19 protein-coding genes, 1 tRNA gene and 2 pseudogenes are annotated in these 16,467 nt (G+C 38.3%); 3 read left to right on the top strand and 19 right to left on the bottom strand.

From position 1 onward, the window contains the following. Positions 1-350 (bottom strand): GFA family protein (locus J582_RS22035; protein WP_032048601.1); only part of this gene is annotated, 350 nt, incomplete at its 3' end. A 185-nt stretch (positions 351-535) separates the two neighbouring features. On the opposite strand from J582_RS22035, the gene J582_RS22030 reads away from it, so the two are divergent. Beyond that, positions 536-973, top strand: coding sequence for a PaaI family thioesterase (locus J582_RS22030; RefSeq protein WP_016804927.1), 438 nt, complete (start codon positions 536-538; stop codon positions 971-973). 14 nt (positions 974-987) lie between these two features. Here the strand turns inward: J582_RS22030 and J582_RS22025 are convergent, their stop codons facing one another. Next, a complete protein-coding gene (locus J582_RS22025) occupies positions 988-1,416 on the bottom strand; it encodes a hypothetical protein (protein ID WP_031981994.1) in 429 nt (142 codons plus the stop codon). Between the two features lie 41 nt (positions 1,417-1,457). Beyond that, a pseudogene (locus J582_RS26815) lies at positions 1,458-1,602 on the bottom strand (hypothetical protein); the annotation flags it as partial. 49 nt (positions 1,603-1,651) lie between these two features. Between J582_RS26815 and J582_RS22020 the strand changes: the two are divergent. Continuing rightward, positions 1,652-1,727: transfer RNA gene (locus tag J582_RS22020), tRNA-Asn, on the top strand. Positions 1,728-1,910: 183 nt separating this feature from the next. Here J582_RS22020 and J582_RS22015 read toward each other — a convergent pair. The 12 genes from J582_RS22015 to J582_RS21970 form a co-directional block, all read right to left on the bottom strand. Beyond that, complete coding sequence (locus J582_RS22015; RefSeq protein WP_004707555.1) at positions 1,911-2,669, bottom strand: SDR family oxidoreductase; 759 nt, start codon at positions 2,667-2,669, stop codon at positions 1,911-1,913. A gap of 273 nt (positions 2,670-2,942) precedes the next feature. After that, positions 2,943-3,587: a tRNA-(ms[2]io[6]A)-hydroxylase gene (locus tag J582_RS22010; RefSeq protein WP_002052437.1), complete on the bottom strand. Its 645-nt coding sequence runs from the start codon at positions 3,585-3,587 to the stop codon at positions 2,943-2,945. A 6-nt stretch (positions 3,588-3,593) separates the two neighbouring features. Then, positions 3,594-4,319, bottom strand: coding sequence for a pyridoxine 5'-phosphate synthase (pdxJ, locus tag J582_RS22005; RefSeq protein ID WP_002052525.1), 726 nt, complete (start codon positions 4,317-4,319; stop codon positions 3,594-3,596). Between the two features lie 13 nt (positions 4,320-4,332). Next, positions 4,333-5,046: a DNA repair protein RecO gene (gene recO, locus J582_RS22000; protein ID WP_031981993.1), complete on the bottom strand. Its 714-nt coding sequence runs from the start codon at positions 5,044-5,046 to the stop codon at positions 4,333-4,335. A gap of 9 nt (positions 5,047-5,055) precedes the next feature. Continuing rightward, positions 5,056-5,256, bottom strand: coding sequence for an NF038104 family lipoprotein (locus tag J582_RS0105215; protein WP_004885836.1), 201 nt, complete (start codon positions 5,254-5,256; stop codon positions 5,056-5,058). Between the two features lie 18 nt (positions 5,257-5,274). Beyond that, the gene (era, locus tag J582_RS21995; RefSeq protein WP_079376989.1) at positions 5,275-6,297 is read right to left on the bottom strand and encodes a GTPase Era; all 1,023 of its coding nucleotides are present in this window, start codon (positions 6,295-6,297) and stop codon (positions 5,275-5,277) included. An 11-nt stretch (positions 6,298-6,308) separates the two neighbouring features. After that, the gene (rnc, locus tag J582_RS0105210; RefSeq protein ID WP_004707545.1) at positions 6,309-7,001 is read right to left on the bottom strand and encodes a ribonuclease III; all 693 of its coding nucleotides are present in this window, start codon (positions 6,999-7,001) and stop codon (positions 6,309-6,311) included. Further along, positions 6,973-7,347 (bottom strand): DUF4845 domain-containing protein, encoded by a 375-nt coding sequence (locus J582_RS21990; RefSeq protein ID WP_001224037.1) that lies wholly within the window; start codon positions 7,345-7,347, stop codon positions 6,973-6,975. Before J582_RS21990 ends, rnc begins: the two co-directional genes overlap by 29 nt. 24 nt (positions 7,348-7,371) lie before the next feature. Continuing rightward, entirely contained in the window at positions 7,372-8,199 is an 828-nt protein-coding gene (lepB, locus tag J582_RS21985; protein WP_002052421.1) for a signal peptidase I, read from the bottom strand. A 70-nt stretch (positions 8,200-8,269) separates the two neighbouring features. Next, positions 8,270-10,087 (bottom strand): translation elongation factor 4, encoded by a 1,818-nt coding sequence (gene lepA, locus J582_RS21980; RefSeq protein ID WP_002052578.1) that lies wholly within the window; start codon positions 10,085-10,087, stop codon positions 8,270-8,272. A 176-nt stretch (positions 10,088-10,263) separates the two neighbouring features. Continuing rightward, positions 10,264-10,716 carry an acyl-CoA thioesterase gene (locus J582_RS21975; protein WP_002052732.1) on the bottom strand — a complete coding sequence of 151 codons (453 nt, stop codon included), beginning with the start codon at positions 10,714-10,716 and terminating at the stop codon, positions 10,264-10,266. Between the two features lie 118 nt (positions 10,717-10,834). Further along, on the bottom strand, positions 10,835-12,211 hold the full coding sequence (locus J582_RS21970) for a Do family serine endopeptidase (protein ID WP_002052609.1): 1,377 nt from the start codon (positions 12,209-12,211) through the stop codon (positions 10,835-10,837). Positions 12,212-12,441: 230 nt separating this feature from the next. Between J582_RS21970 and nadB the strand changes: the two genes are divergently transcribed. After that, the gene (nadB, locus tag J582_RS21965; protein WP_031981990.1) at positions 12,442-14,085 is read left to right on the top strand and encodes an L-aspartate oxidase; all 1,644 of its coding nucleotides are present in this window, start codon (positions 12,442-12,444) and stop codon (positions 14,083-14,085) included. A 50-nt stretch (positions 14,086-14,135) separates the two neighbouring features. Here nadB and J582_RS21960 read toward each other — a convergent pair whose 3' ends face one another. The 4 genes and pseudogenes from J582_RS21960 to J582_RS26810 form a co-directional block, all read right to left on the bottom strand. Beyond that, on the bottom strand, positions 14,136-14,558 hold the full coding sequence (locus tag J582_RS21960; RefSeq protein ID WP_032048600.1) for a PaaI family thioesterase: 423 nt from the start codon (positions 14,556-14,558) through the stop codon (positions 14,136-14,138). Positions 14,559-14,691: 133 nt separating this feature from the next. Beyond that, positions 14,692-15,291: a dTMP kinase gene (gene tmk / locus J582_RS21955; protein ID WP_031981988.1), complete on the bottom strand. Its 600-nt coding sequence runs from the start codon at positions 15,289-15,291 to the stop codon at positions 14,692-14,694. A gap of 9 nt (positions 15,292-15,300) precedes the next feature. After that, positions 15,301-16,371, bottom strand: a complete 1,071-nt coding sequence (mltG, locus tag J582_RS21950; RefSeq protein ID WP_002052517.1) for an endolytic transglycosylase MltG — start codon at positions 16,369-16,371, stop codon at positions 15,301-15,303. A 1-nt stretch (position 16,372) separates the two neighbouring features. Then, positions 16,373-16,467, bottom strand: a pseudogene (locus J582_RS26810) (aminodeoxychorismate lyase); the annotation flags it as partial.

Below are 16,467 nucleotides of genomic sequence, written 5' to 3'. Positions count from 1 at the left end.
AAAGTGTAAAAATCGGGTTTTGAATCAATAAAAATTTCCATATCTAAATTCATGCCTTCTACTGGCTCATTTAAAGAAAATGCATTGATATTGCAGTAACTTTGATCTTTCGTTCTCCAAAAAATTGTTGTTCCACAAGCATTACAAAAGCCTCGTTCTCCCCAGTCAGAAGAGTTAAATACACTAAGATGCTTTTGCTGAATAAACTTTAAACTGCCTTTGACCACATCAACTGTCATATTGACACCACTAGTTTGTCTACGACACATCGAACAATGGCAAGCATGTACATCATGATTTTTTAGTTCAACTTCAAAAGTTGTTTCACCGCATAGACACTGACCGTTCATTATTATTTTCCACAAGAAGTTTATATTTTTAGGGTTATAAAATATTCTACTCAACCACATTTTACAAGTTCATAAACTATAAAATAGTCATATTTCTTATACTCGCCAACTTGACAATATGCATTTTAACGCCTAATTTAACATCAAGTTCCATTTTAGAACTTAATTACTGAAGGACTCAAAAAATGAAAAATCCTATGGAAATGACAGGCCTCGAATTTTTACAAGCCATGATTGAAGGTCACATTCCACCTGCCAGTATAAGCAAAACTATTCCAATGCAACCTACTGAAATTTCTGAAGGATGTGTGACTTTCAAAGCACAAGCAGATCATAATCACTTAAACCCATTAGGTGGTGTACATGGTGGTTTTGCAGCAACAGTCCTAGACTCGGTGACTGGCTGTGCTGTCCATACGATGTTACCTGCAGGTGTAGGTTATGGCACCATCGACCTTAACGTGAAAATGTGCCGCCCTATTCCTCAAAATCAGGCTTTAATTGCCACTGGTAAAGTCATTAATTTAAGTAAAAACTTAGGTATTTCCGAAGGTAAAATTATTGATGAAGAAGGTAAACTTTATGCGTATGCAACAGCAACCTGCATGATCATTCGACCATGAAAACTAAGGCAGCTTTAAATGGCTGCCTTTTTTATTAAGTCAGGAAGATCTGGACGGTCACAAGTTTGTGCAATCACATAGAGTGCCCAAATATTCTTAAGTTGAAGCTCGACCACTTCATTATGCTGAGTAGACCAAGCTAAGACTTTATTTTTACCTAGTAATAATTCGCCTTCGAGCTGGAAAATATAGAGGGGTTTAGATTGATCTAGTAACTTGGAACACTTTAAAACTTTCAGTGAAGTATGCGCATCCCATTTTAAACTAAACCAGAGTTGTAATAAGTCACCTAAGTACAAGTCCTGCTTTTTAAATGGAAAAGCATTGATCCATGCATCTTCTACAAGTGTGTAATAAGATTCTGGTTGATTTAAAATATTAAGATAATTGCGTTGATAAAAATCAAAATTAGAAAAAATAGAAGCAACAGTAAGTGTTTTCATACTTATCTCCGATTTAGCCATTTTAGTGCTGGCAAGTTGGTTTAAATCCACACTGTTTGGATTACTCCAAACGCTTGTTCTTTTTTGAATCTAGCAATTGAGTTTTTAAAGTGCAAGTAATTTATATCCTCGCTACTCAACTTGATCAAATAAGAAGCATACAACACAAAAATGAAGGAAACATGACGATTTTCACTTGACCCTTGTCAAAATCTCCTTATAATCGCATGCAGATTCTCCCATAGCTCAGTCGGTAGAGCGACGGACTGTTAATCCGCAGGTCCCTGGTTCGAGCCCAGGTGGGAGAGCCAAATACTAAAAAGCCCGCAGCATTAAAGCGGGCTTTTTTATTGCCTTCTATTAAAGTATACCTATAAAAAAATCCCCTACTGCCTGTAGAGGATTTGCTTTTCATAATTCGAATATTTACCAGATCGAATCATCAGTTCTAAACTTAGGTGACCTTCTACGCTTAGATCTTTTTTAAAATTACATTATTCCACTTCTACAACTTTTAAAGGGTTAAAAGACTGAGTCGTTGGCATCATTTCTATACGATTAATATTAATATGCGGTGGTTGTGATGCAATCCATGCGACCGTATTTGCAATATCTTCAGGCAAGATTGGATTCTTTTTATCATATAAACTACTAGCTTTCTCCTGATCTCCCTTAAAACGCACAAGAGAAAATTCAGTACCGCCACATAGTCCCGGCTCAATATTTGTTACTCGTACACCAGTACCAGCCAAATCTGCACGAAGATTTAAACTAAACTGCTCCACAAAAGCTTTTGTTGCACCGTAAACATTACCACCAGGATATGGATATGTACCTGCAATTGACCCCATATTAATAATTAGACCCGATTTCTTCTGCACCATACTTGGTAAAATTAGTCGGGTAACAGTAACAAGCCCCTTAACATTGGTATCAATCATCGTGTACCAATCATCTAATTCAGCTTTATCTGCTGGCTCTAGACCCAATGCCAAGCCTGCATTATTGACCAGTAAGTCAATTTGATCGATTTGAAATTCATTTGGTAATTCTTTAAATAACTTATTTATATTTTCTACTGTATCTGTCATATCAAACACGAGTGGGTAGAATTTCTCACCAAGTTCTTGTTTTAATTCTTCTAGTTTTTCTGCCCGTCTTCCGCAACCAATAACTTTATAGCCCAACTCAATCAATTTTTTTGAAATGCTATAACCAAAACCTGCCGATGCGCCTGTAACTAATGCTAACATTCTTATATCCTTAGAAATAATCAACTATTTCAGTTGAACTCATGATGAACATATCAGCCTTTATATTTACATAATATTTATTATTAGCCTAAAAAAATAAAAGTTTTTTTAAAAATTTTATGAGAAATTAAAATCTATAAAAAATATATTTATTAAATAATTATATGCATTAAAGAACTAAAAGCAGGACATGTCTGCTGACAAAGGATGAAGTTCACCTAATAAAAAAAGTTCACCATGAAAGGTAAACTTTTTTATTTGAGGCACCCAAGACTATGCAGGAATACCACTATGAAAGCGGAAAGTATCATCCGGAGTCAAAATCAGGTTCTTTTCAACCTCACGGATATGTTCAATACGCTGCTGAATATCTTCTTCAGGATCTTTCATTTTGGCAGTTTTTGCGACATCAAGCGCTAGTGCTAAATAGTCTTCAAAATGACGAGATTCCGACTTCAGCAGATAACGATAATAACGTCCAAGTTCGTCATCTACACGCGGGGCAAGTGCATAAAAACGCTCACACGAACGTGCTTCTACAAAGGCTCCAATAACCAGTACGTCAATTAAAGCTTCTGGCTCATAGGTACGTATTTCTTTTCGTAAGCCACCTGCATATCGTCCTGCGCTTAAACCTTTCCACTCTTGGCCACGTTTCGTCATAAACTCGAGAACTTGTTCATAGTGAAGCATTTCTTCACGTACAAGTTGAGCAAGTTTGACTTGTAGATCTGTAAAAAAACTATAGCGGAACATCAAGTTCATTGCCGTACCGGCTGCTTTTTTCTCACAATTGGCATGATCTTGCATCAAGATGTCTAAATTATTAACGGCCTCATCTAACCATTCATTTGGAGTTTGACACCCCAAAAATGCCAACACAGGCTGCATTAATTCATCGTAATTGATACTCGACATTACTACTTATCCTGCTGCCTGAATCGCTTTTTTCATATCTTTAACAGCCTGTGCCAGACCTACAAAAACACTATCTGCAATAATTGAATGACCAATATTTAATTCATGGATTTGTGGAATTGCTGCAATTGGTGCAATATTTTTTAGGTTAAGACCATGTCCTGCATTTACAACCAAACCTTTTGAAGCGGCATATTCAACACCTTTTACAATACGAGCCAGCTCTTCTTGTTGTTCTTGTTCTGTTGCTGCATCGGCATATGCACCTGTGTGCAACTCAATCGTAGGTGCGCCACATGCAACTGCCGCATCAATTTGAGCAAAATCAGCATCAATAAATAATGATACGTCACATCCCAAAGCAGCTAAAGCCTGGGTTGCAGCCTTAACTTTTTCAAAGTTAGTTACTACATCTAAACCACCTTCAGTTGTTACTTCCTGACGTTTTTCAGGAACGAAACACACGTGCTGTGGTTTAATTTCTTTGGCAAACTCAACCATTTCATCAGTAACGGCCAACTCTAGATTCATACGTGTTTTTAACAATGGGCGCATGCGACGCACATCATCATCTTGAATATGGCGGCGGTCTTCACGAAGATGCAAAGTAATCCCCTCTGCACCAGCTTGTTCACAAATAAGAGCAGCTTCTACAGGGTCTGGGTAAGTAGTACCGCGCGCCTGTCTTAGAGTAGCAACATGGTCTATGTTTACACCAAGCAATGCAGCCATAAATAAATCCTAATTACGATTGAGTTTGAGTATTTTGAATCCACAATTGTCGACTTTTTAGGGGACGATCACCTAAAAGCGATGTAATCATTTGACGGTATAGTTTACCTAATAATTGCAATTGTTCGTGAGAAAAATCCTGCCCTTGCTCATAATCCAGCATAGATAAAATTGCTTTTCCCGACAAAGATGAGCGGCTTGCCTGGACAACGGGAGCAAAGCCTTCAGTCACTTGAAATTGATAAAACTGATTTGGCAAAATTTCTTTTTGTGAGCTATCAACTGAAAAATCAATCGCATAGCCCAACTCTGGAAGTAAAATATGTTCGAACTGCCTTAAGATCTGTCTGAGAAAAAGATCGGGATTTTCGTGAAAAGATAATTGTTGTAACTGAAGCAAAGTTAATTGATATTGTTCAAAAGTTTGTGGCATTGGTTCTTCTAGCGGACAAAGTCTTAGAACAATTTCATTTAAGTAAAAGCCAGCAAAAAAAGCATCACCAAAAAAGAAAACCGGCTGATTTAATATTTCCAGCTTCGTAAAATTTTTGAGTTCACTTTTACCTGTAGCTTGCAACCGAATTGGTTGATATTGGGGAGGCGGAGTCTGTCTTAAAATGCCATCGACCCGCCCGTATTCCTGAGTGAAGAGATGCACAATATGGCTTTTTTCACGATATTTACGATGGTGAATCATATATCCATGTAGGACTTCATTGCGCATCATAAAAAGAAACTATTCCTTAGATTCTTTTTCTTTTTTATCGTCATCATCACCATCAGGAATTACAGCTCCTACAACAGCAGCTGTACCCTTCACCACACCTTTAGTTGTTTTATAAGCAATACCTACTGGTACGGTTACAAGCTTATATACACAACCTTGTAACATCAATGTACACCCAATAATAGCCAATATTGATGTAATTGTTTTCATACCAGTATTCCCTGCTTGTTAGATATCGCTATATCCTAAACTTTTCAAAGCACGTTCATCATCAGACCAACCGCCTTTAACCTTAACCCATAAGGTAAGCATGATCTTTTGTTCGAACATTTTTTCCATGTCTTTGCGAGCATCCATACCAATCGTTTTAAGCTTGGCACCTTTTTCACCAATCACAATCGCTTTTTGGCCAGGACGATCGACAAAAATTGTTGCATCAATATAGGTACAAGCTGGTTTTAATCGACCATTTTTCTCATTAACAGTTGCCTCTTCTGTTTTAAAAGATTCAATCTGTACTGTTAAATCATATGGTAACTCTTCACCCAACTGACGCATAATTTTTTCACGGATGATTTCACTTGCTAAAAAGCGTTCTGAACGGTCCGTAATTTGATCAAATGAATACAGTGGCGGCTGATAAGGAAGATATTTTTCAATCGTTTCACTTAAATGTTCCAAGTTTGCTCCACGAAGAGCAGAAACAGGAACAATCTCAGCAAAATTCATAAGCTTGGTACGCTCTTGAATTAAAGGAAGAATCTCTCTTTTATCTTCAAAAGTATCAGCTTTATTAATGACCAAAATAACTGGCATTTCAGCGTTCTTGAGTTTCTCAAGCACTAAATCGTCATTTTGAGTCCACTTATACGCATCGATAACAAATAAAACCAAGTTAACATCACGTAATGCAGAATGAGCAGCGCGGTTCATCATTTTATTGATCGCACGTACTTCTTTCTTATGCATTCCCGGTGTATCTACATAAACCGCTTGCATCTTTTCACGCGAATCAATACCAATAATTTTATGGCGAGTCGTTTGAGGTTTACGTGAAGTAATTGAGAGTTTTTGACCCAATAAATGGTTCATGAGGGTAGATTTACCCACATTTGGACGTCCTACAATCGCCACAAATCCGCTCTTAAAATCCGAAGGAATTGTAACGCCTTTGGAACTAAAAAATTGATCAATCAGATTGTTTGGATCTTGGTTTTCATTTGAATCTGGATTGATTTGATCAGAATGCATCGACATGCAGGTTATTGCTCCAATAACTTTAAAATTTCCGCCGCTGCTGCCTGCTCGGCAAAACGACGACTTGACCCCTCACCATAAATCTTTGGTAAACCATCTACCAAACATTCGACTTTAAAGTGTTGATGAGGTGCATCACCCTGAATATCTACAACCTCGTAAACAGGGAGAGGTTTTTTACGTGCTTGTAGATACTCTTGTAAACGTGATTTTGGATCTTTGAGTTGATCTGTTGGCTCAATATGATCTAAATAAGGTACATACCATTTTAACACAATATCTTTGAGTAGGTTCAGATCACTACTATCAAGATAAATTGCACCAATAATCGCCTCTACCGTATCCGCTAATATTGACTCACGATGATGACCACCAGATTTCAACTCGCCTGTGCTTAATATTAAACACCGACTAAGTTGCAAATCGGTTGCAATTTTACCTAATGCTTCTTGGCGAACTAAAGTCGCACGCATACGTGTTAAACGCCCCTCATTTTCATGTGGATAGGCATGATATAAATAATTAGCAATGATCATCCCCAACAACGAATCGCCTAAAAACTCCAGACGTTCATAGTTATACTTATGACTCACCGAACGATGAGTCAAAGCTAACTGTAGCAATTCGGGCTGCTTAAATTGATAACCGATTCGACTGAGTAAGCGAGGATCACTTAGTTTGAACTGATGTTTTGTCAAAACTTTTCTCAAATGTTAAAACTAAATCAATATTTAGTAAGAAAGGTTTTCTTACTTCATATTTCTTTTTGACGATTAGACCAGACTCGTTAAACACTTCAGCAATTTCCTTAAAATGGAGATCACGAATATTGTTCATTTCCAGCCGTTGGTCCATCTGTGTCATAAACTTTTGGGGTGTGATATCAGCTGAGCTTTGTTGCATGAGCTCTGTAATCTGATTATTAATCACACGATCATCCCAATATGCTGGCCAAACTGCAAGTACGGCTTTCGCCGCAATTGCAAATATAACCACCCCAAATAAAATTGCTAAATACGAAGTACCCTGTTGTGCCTTACGCATTTTTGTTTTTCCTAATGGTTGTTTTTAATCTATTTTTCCATTTCGGTTAAAGCTTGGCAGGTGGAAACCAGGTTCTTTGTGCATCCAGACATAGAAAGCTCGGCCTGTTAAATTTTCTTCAGGAACGAACCCCCAGAAACGACTGTCAGCACTTTGATCACGGTTGTCCCCCATTGCAAAGTAATGTCCTTTCGGAACAGTTACTTCCCAATATAAACCGTCTTGGTTTGAATATTTGCCATTATCAACATAGTTGATAAATGGTGCCTGACGCGCAACGTTTACACCTTCGAGTTCACGCATCGTAAAGGTATGATCACCAATTGTTTCTTTATGATAAATAGACGTTGGTGTATCTAAAGCATCTTTTTCACGACTAAATTGTGTTGGTACTTTAGGAATTTTCTGACCATTAATAATCAATTGACCATGATCGTAAACAATATGGTCACCTGGTAAACCAATTACACGCTTAATATAACTAATGGTTGGTTGAGGTGGGTAACGGAATACGATGACATCACCACGTTTCGGCTCACCTACATCAATGACTTTTTTATTTACGATAGGTAAACGCACACCATAGTCGAATTTATTAACTAAGATAAAATCGCCAGTCTCTAAAGTTGGAACCATAGAGTCTGATGGAATATTAAATGGTTCATAAAGAAATGAGCGAAGTACAAGCACAACAGCTAAAACTGGCCAAAAGTCATAGGCCCATGTAATAACAAAATTTTCGTTCTCTCGCCCTTTATTTGCACGCTGTTTAAAAACAAGCTTATCTAGCAACCACACTGCAAATAAAATCAGCGTAACTGGAACAAGAATTAAATTAAAATCAAAATCCACATGACCTCACTCGCAGCCTAGCTGCTTGCTTTATGGCTGGGAGAATATAAGTTCATCCCAGCCCTTTCTTTTATCTTTCTACTTTCAAAACAGCTAAGAACGCTTCTTGTGGAATTTCTACACTACCCACTTGTTTCATACGTTTCTTACCTTCTTTTTGTTTAGAAAGTAATTTCTTCTTACGAGACACGTCACCGCCATAACATTTTGCTAGAACGTTTTTACGCATCGCCTTAACAGTCGAACGAGCAATAATTTGAGCACCAATAGCAGCCTGAATTGCAACATCAAACATTTGACGTGGAATCAAATCTTTCATTTTTTCAACTAAAGCAATACCACGATGGCGAGCATCATTACGGTGACAAATCATAGCCAAGGCATCAACCTTTTCACTATTAATTAATACATCAACCTTAACTAAAGATGAACTTTCGAAACGTACGAAGTTATAGTCTAGCGATGCAAAACCACGTGAACATGATTTAAGCTTGTCAAAGAAATCCATCACAACTTCAGCCATTGGAATTTCAAATGTAATCGAAACTTGATTACCTAAGAATTTCATGTCTTTTTGTACACCACGACGCTCAATACATAAGGTCATGACATTACCTAAGTATTCTTGCGGCACAAGAATATGACACTCAGCAATTGGCTCACGTAAATCTTCAACAACTGAACCATCAGGCATTTTAGACGGACTGTCGATATAGATCGTATCGCCTTTTTTGGTAACGGCTTCATAGACTACTGTTGGTGCAGAGCTAATCAAATCGAGATCATACTCACGCTCTAAACGCTCTTGTACGATTTCCATATGCAACATGCCTAAGAAACCACAGCGGAAACCGAAACCAAGTGCATCTGAACTTTCAGGTTCAAAGAACAAAGCAGAATCGTTAATTTGTAATTTCTGTAATGCTTCGCGGAATGGTTCAAAGTCGCTTGAATCGATTGGGAAAAGACCCGCATAAACCTGTGGTTTAACCTTTTTAAAACCAGGTAAAGTTGCAACATCTGGTGTAGACGCAAGCGTAATAGTATCACCTACTGGTGCACCAAAAATGTCTTTAATACCAGCAATAACAAATCCTACTTCGCCAGCTTCAAGAATATCGGTTTCAGTATGTTTAGGGTTAAATACACCTACAGAAGTTACCGGATGAGTTTGTCCTGTCGACTTAACCAACATTTTATCGCCCTTACGGATACGACCTTCTTTAATGCGGACAAGAGAGACTACACCTAAGTAATTATCAAACCATGAATCGATGATTAACGCTTGAAGTGGAGCTTCACGATCACCTTCTGGCGCTGGAATAACATCGACTAAACGTTCTAATACACCTTCAACGCCCAAACCTGTTTTTGCTGAACAAGTTGGCGCATCCGTCGCTTCAATCCCGATAATTTCTTCAATTTCATGAATTACACGTTCAGGTTCAGCCTGCGGTAAATCAATCTTATTTAAAATAGGAAGAACTTCGAGGCCTTGTTCAATCGCGGTATAACAGTTTGCAACTGATTGAGCTTCTACGCCTTGCGCCGCATCTACGACCAATAACGCGCCTTCACACGCTGCTAATGAACGCGATACTTCATACGAGAAGTCAACGTGCCCCGGGGTATCAATAAAGTTAAGCTGATATTCTTGCCCATTTGGATGGGTGTAATACAATGTCACAGACGCTGCTTTAATGGTAATCCCACGTTCGCGCTCAAGCTCCATTGAGTCCAAGACCTGAGCTTGCATCTCACGATCTTGTAAGCCACCGCACATCTGAATAAAACGGTCAGCCAAAGTAGACTTACCATGATCGATATGAGCGATAATCGAGAAATTTCGGATATTTTTGATATCAACTGATTTTTTAGCTTGCGCCATGGGCTACCTTGAGAAAATATAAAGTGCTATGTAGCTTGATTTAATACATAGCCAAAGCGGTTTAACAAATTGCGAGAGATTATAGCAGATGGATATTTTAAAGTATCCAAAATAATCATGAGCTTTGTACTTATGTTCTAAAAAATGACAATTCAAAACACATGTAATACTTCCAACTAGCGAGCATACGAAATAGTAAAATCTAAAGGATTTATACTTGAGTCAAGTGGCTTATAGGCTTGTGTAAAAGTCGGTGACATACGTTTTGGTCGGCCAGATTCAATTTCAATACATGCCCACTTGGTATTCCCAACAAATAAGACAGCCTGATCAGAAGGGCGAAAAAAAACATACTGACGAAATGAATAAAGTGCATTGATATCATCGAGCCATGTCCGTAGTACGATTTCTTCGCCTTCAAACGCAGCTTTACGGTATTGTACATGATGCTCAACAGCAACCATTGCATGTTTAAGCTCAAGATATTTGGTTACGCCTACTCCTAATGTTTCAACATGAGCAGCAGCAACATCTTGCATCCATTGGACATACATTACATTGTTAACATGGCCCAAAGCATCAATATGCTGTGGCTGAACCTGAATATGTAAATCGAATATACTGCTCACAAAACACCCACTTTAATCATTAAATCTAAAGCTACATTCAAATTAGCTAGATCACATTATGCCGAATACAAATAATAAAAAACCACCCATTTTCAGGGTGGTTCTTTTTTAAATCATTTTACTGGATGCGTAAACCAAGCATTGCACGTTGGCCTTGACGAATAATCCCAACCCGAGCAACCGTATTTTTTTGTAAGTTAGAAACAACTTTAGCAAAATCTTGGCTATTCAAAATTTGAGTATTATTAACCTGAACAATTACATCACCAGGAATGATATTTGACAATGATGCTAGCCCACCACGGCGAACATCTTGAACATAAATACCACCTTTCACGCTTAACGCATTTTTCTCTGGTTCAGCCAAATCACGAATACTCATGCCTAATACTGGACCTTTAGAAGTAGAAGCCTGAGTACCTGTAGCAGGTGTTTCATCTGGTGCAGTTGCCAGAGTTGCCGAAATATTACGAGTTTTATCATCGCGTAATACTTCAAACTGAACTGTTTGGTTTGGCTGTACTTTGTTTAAGGCATAGAGCAAATCACTTGTACGAAGTACAGAAGCACCATTAAGTTTTAAAATCACATCGCCAGCTCTAAGTCCTGCTTTTTGAGCAGGTGAATTTGGCGTAACTTGTGTGATAAGAGCACCTTCTGGTTTAGGCAGTTTGTAAGCATCGGCAAGGTTACGGTCAATATCTTGCATCATAACGCCTAGGTATGAACGAGTAACTTTGCCTTTTGTTTTAAGCTGTTCAGCTACATCCATCGCTACATCGATTGGAATAGAGAAAGACAAGCCCATATAACCGCCAGTACCACTAAAGATACGTGAGTTCACCCCGACAACTTCACCATTTTGATTAAACAATGGACCGCCTGAGTTACCAGGGTTTAAAGCTACATCTGTTTGAATAAATGGTACAGAGGTTTCACCGCTCATGTTACGTGATTTAGCGCTAACAATACCTGCTGAAGCAGAGTAGTCAAAACCAAATGGCGAACCAATCGCTAAAACAGGCTCTCCCACTCGTAAACGGTCAACATTTCCTACTTTTAAAGCAGGATAATTATTTCCATTCACTTTTAATAAGGCAACATCGGTACGTTCATCACTACCAACAACAGTTGCATCAATCTCACGACGGTCATTTAAAGTAATACTGATGCGGGAAGCATTTTCAATCACATGATGGTTTGTAAGTAAGTAACCATCTTTACTAATAAAGAATGCACTACCGTATGCGGTTTTTTCTTGAGGACCTTGTTGCTGTGGAATGATGACCTGATTACCAAAGAAACGTTTTAAAATTTCAGGAACTTGCTGCTGTAACAGTTCATCCTGCGTCATTTTTTTTACAACGTTTACACTCACCACAGCCGGACTAACTTGTTCAACGAGGTTTGAAAAATCAACAGCAGCGTTTGCTTGAACAGCAGCAACTGTAAATACCGCTGCATACATTCCTTGTTGTAAATAGCGAGATTTCATTCGGTGCTCACCCACAATTGGTCTACGAGAATAAGAATAAAACTGTTGTATCACAACGCTTTGGAATTGTGCGTAACAATATGTTTATTTGTAAGGCATCCTCATCACGTTTATTTTACACATTGCAATTTTTTAAGCTAATTGCAATTTTTCTGTGACTTAGAGCGCTTAAGCTCTTGCCTTTTTAGGTAAAAAGGGGTGTCATTAGCGGACGTTTTAAATTGATGCGAATGGACATGCCTAATCAACAGACAATTCACCACTTTGACGTGATTATTGTGGGCAGTGGCGGTGCTGGTTTAAGCTTAGCTTTATCGTTACCAAGTCATTTTAATATTGCAGTTTTAGCCAAAGCTGCTTTAACTGAAGCAAGTACCTTCTATGCACAAGGTGGTATTGCTGCAGTTCTTGATGAAACTGACTCTATTCAACAACATATTAATGACACTATGATTGCAGGTGCTCATTTATGTGAAATAGATGCAGTACAGCATACTGTAGAAGGTGGTCGTCCTTCTGTTGATTTTCTTTTAAAGCAAGGCGTGCAGTTCACCTTAGATGAAGATGAACAGCTTCATTTAACACGTGAAGGTGGTCACTCACAGCGCCGTATTATCCATTCTGCTGATGCAACAGGCAAAGCTATTTCAACTACATTGGTTGAACGAGCGAAAGAACGCAAGAATATTACAATTTTTGAAAATTACATTGCGATTGATTTAATTACGTCGCATAAGTTGGGTCATATAGATCAAGCGAATCGTGCTATTGGTTTGTATGCATTAGATGAAAAAACAGAAAAAGTTCATACTTTCCTTGCTCCATTTACCGCACTTGCTTGCGGTGGTGCGATGAAAGCTTATCTTTATACATCTAATCCAGATATTGCTACAGGTGATGGTATTGCTATGGCTTACCGCGCAGGTTGCCGTGTAGCCAATATGGAATTTAACCAGTTTCATCCAACCTGCCTATATCATCCGCAAGCACGTTCTTTCTTAATTACTGAAGCGATGCGTGGTGAAGGTGCTTATTTACGCCTGCCAGACGGCGAACGTTTTATGCTACGTTTCGATGATCGTGCAGAGTTGGCTCCTCGCGATATTGTGGCACGTACCATTGACCACGAAATCAAGCGTCTCGGTATTCGTCATGTATGGTTAGATATTACCCACAAATCACCTGAGTTTATTAAAGAGCACTTCCCTACACTCTATGCACGATTGCTTGAGCTAGGTATCGACATCACTAAAGACATGATTCCTGTGGTACCCGCAGCTCACTATACATGTGGTGGTGTTGTAGTTGACTCAAATAGTCAGACCGATATTGAAGGTCTATATGCAATTGGTGAAACCTCTTATACAGGGTTACATGGCGCAAACCGTATGGCAAGTAACTCGTTACTTGAGTGCTTTGTTTACGGTATGAGTGCAGCAAAAGACATCGAAAATAAATTTGATGAAAACTTCAAATTACCAGAAGTACCAACTTGGGATGATTCACAAGTAACCAACCCAGATGAAGATGTGGTTATTTTACAAAACTGGGATGAGTTACGTTCAACCATGTGGAACTATGTTGGTATTGTCAGAACCACAAAACGTTTAGAACGTGCTTTACACCGTATTGAGATGTTAAAGCGTGAAATCACTGAATATTATCAAGACTACCGTGTCAGCAAAAACCTAATTGAACTGCGTAATCTTGTACTTGTTTCCGAAATGATCGTTCGCTGTGCCATGCAACGTAAAGAATCGCGTGGCCTACATTACACTCTAGATTATCCGGAAACTTCGAGTGAGATTCGTAAGACAGTTCTAACGCCTCCAAACTTTGCAGTAGAGCAGCCATTGGTTAATACCGACATTTAGGCTATTTTTCTACAAAAAAGCACAGCTCTGGCTGTGCTTTTTATTTAGTTTTATATTTGTGGTCTTGGTGGAATTGAATAAGTCGCGGTCACATGCGCTACTGGTTCATCTAATCCAACTGAATAAATCCAGACCTCACCCACGACTAAGCTTTTTCCTACTTTCATAAGCTTACATTCACTACGTAAGTCTTTATCACCTGCGGGTTTTCTTAGAAAATTAATATTAAAATTCGTCGTTACCGCCAAACCCACAATTCCAATTTCACCGAGTATTGCAATATACAAAGCAAAATCTGCCAAAGTCATCATGGTTGGACCAGATATGGTACCGCCTGGGCGTTGATGTCTTTGATCTACATGATAATAAACGACAGCAGCTCTAGGCGTAACTGATTCAATCGTGCAATGTTCAAGACTTGGGGGAAATTCCTTTTCAAGAAACGCTATGATTTCTTCTTTTGAACTTTTCATCCTTATTTTTCTTCAATTTTAGAACAGTATTCAAAATAGCATAAAATACTGTTCAATATGTTCTATGATCTTTTTAAGCAGATTTGTCGTCATTTTTAACCACTCCCACAGAACTGAGAGTGGCTTTTATTATTTATCCTAAGTATTGTAAGGCTTGCTCAAATACCTGTTCAGGACTTTGCGTAGCATCTAAACGTTTAATACGTTCTGGTTCAGATTTCCATAAAGTCTCATAACCTTCGCGAACTTTAGTAAAGAAGCTTAACTTTTCTTGCTCGAAACGGTCTAAAGCTCCACGCTCACGTGCACGATTCATACCGAGTTCAATCGGTGCATCTAACCAGAAAGTCACCTCTGGCATACGTGAAACAAAATTCTGATTTAAAAGCTGTAATTTATCTTGGCTTAAACCACGACCAGAACATTGGTAAGCAAAGCTTGCATCTGTGAAGCGATCACTTAAAACAATTTTGTTAGAGGCTAAAGCCGGCAAAATCACTTGTTGTAAGTGTTGAGCACGTGCCGCATAAATTAAGAGTAGCTCAGTATCATGACTCATATTTTCATCATGATTTACCGCTAAAAGCATCGAACGTATTTGTTCTGCAAGCGGTGTTCCACCCGGCTCTCGAGTTAAAACAACTTCTTTACCTTGCTCTTCAAAATGCTGATGAATTTTTCGAATGAGTGTAGTTTTACCTACCCCTTCCGTGCCTTCAAAGCTAATAAACATCTTTTTTCCTTATTTCTTCGATCTCAACACGGATAAGTACTCTTGCACCGCTTGATTATGAGCCTGTAAATCTGCTGTAAATTTATGACCACCATTACCAGTTGCCACAAAATAAATATTATTTGAGTCATCTGGATGTAGTGCTGCTTCAATTGCTTTTTGACTTGGCAAAGCAATTGGTGTTGGCGGTAAGCCATTAATTGTATAGGTATTATATGCGGTTGGTGTACGTAAGTCTTCGCGACTGATCTTACCCTTATAGTTATCACCCATTCCATAAATCACGGTTGGGTCAGTTTGTAAACGCATACCAATTTTCAAACGGCGTACAAATACACCAGATACTTGCTCAAGCTCACTATCTATACTTGTTTCTTTTTCAACAATCGAAGCCATAATTAAAGCTTCATACTTATCTTTATAGGGTAAGTTTGGTGCGCGATTTGCCCAAGCAGTATCTAAAGCTTTCATTTGATGATGATATAAATCGGTGAGGATTTTTTTGTCAGTCTCACCCTTTGCGAAGAAATAAGTGTTAGGCGCAAATAAACCTTCCGGATGATGATAAGGAATACCTAAAGCCTTCATAAGCTGGTCATCTGGTAAATCGAGTATTGTATTTTTTACATTTTTATCATTTTTGAGTGCAGTAATAAGCTGTTTAAAAGTCGTACCTTCAATCACTAAAATACGGTTCATCTGAGCATTATCAGCATTAGACAACATCTCCAATACTTGTCTTACGCTCATTCCCTGTTCGATTTCATACACACCAGCTTTCATGCTGTCATGAATCATAAACTTTTGATAAAGCTTAAGTACAATTGGGAAATGGATTTTATTTTCTTTGGCTAAACGATCAATAAAACCAGAATAGGTCTCACCTGATGTGATCGATAGCATCTGCTTTTTCCCTTCAACAGGATAAGCTTTAAATAAACTTGACCACAAAATAGCAAAAATAGAAATTAAAACGATAAAAAAGCCAATCAGCACCAACTTTTTAGGAAAATGAGATGCTGTTTTCTTGCCCTTTTTTTTAGCATTTTTTGCTTTCGCGTTCACAGGTGGCTTCGGCATATTAATGAATCTGATTCAAGTTAAGATTATGAAATAAATTTAGGCACGCCTGTGAATCTAGAGTTTGTTCACCGATTTGAGTAACCACTCGCATTG

The sequence above is a fragment of the Acinetobacter sp. 1566109 genome (genome assembly GCF_000582255.1).
Taxonomy (GTDB): Bacteria; Pseudomonadota; Gammaproteobacteria; order Pseudomonadales; family Moraxellaceae; genus Acinetobacter; species Acinetobacter nosocomialis.
This window is presented reverse-complemented; position numbering and strand designations above follow the sequence as displayed.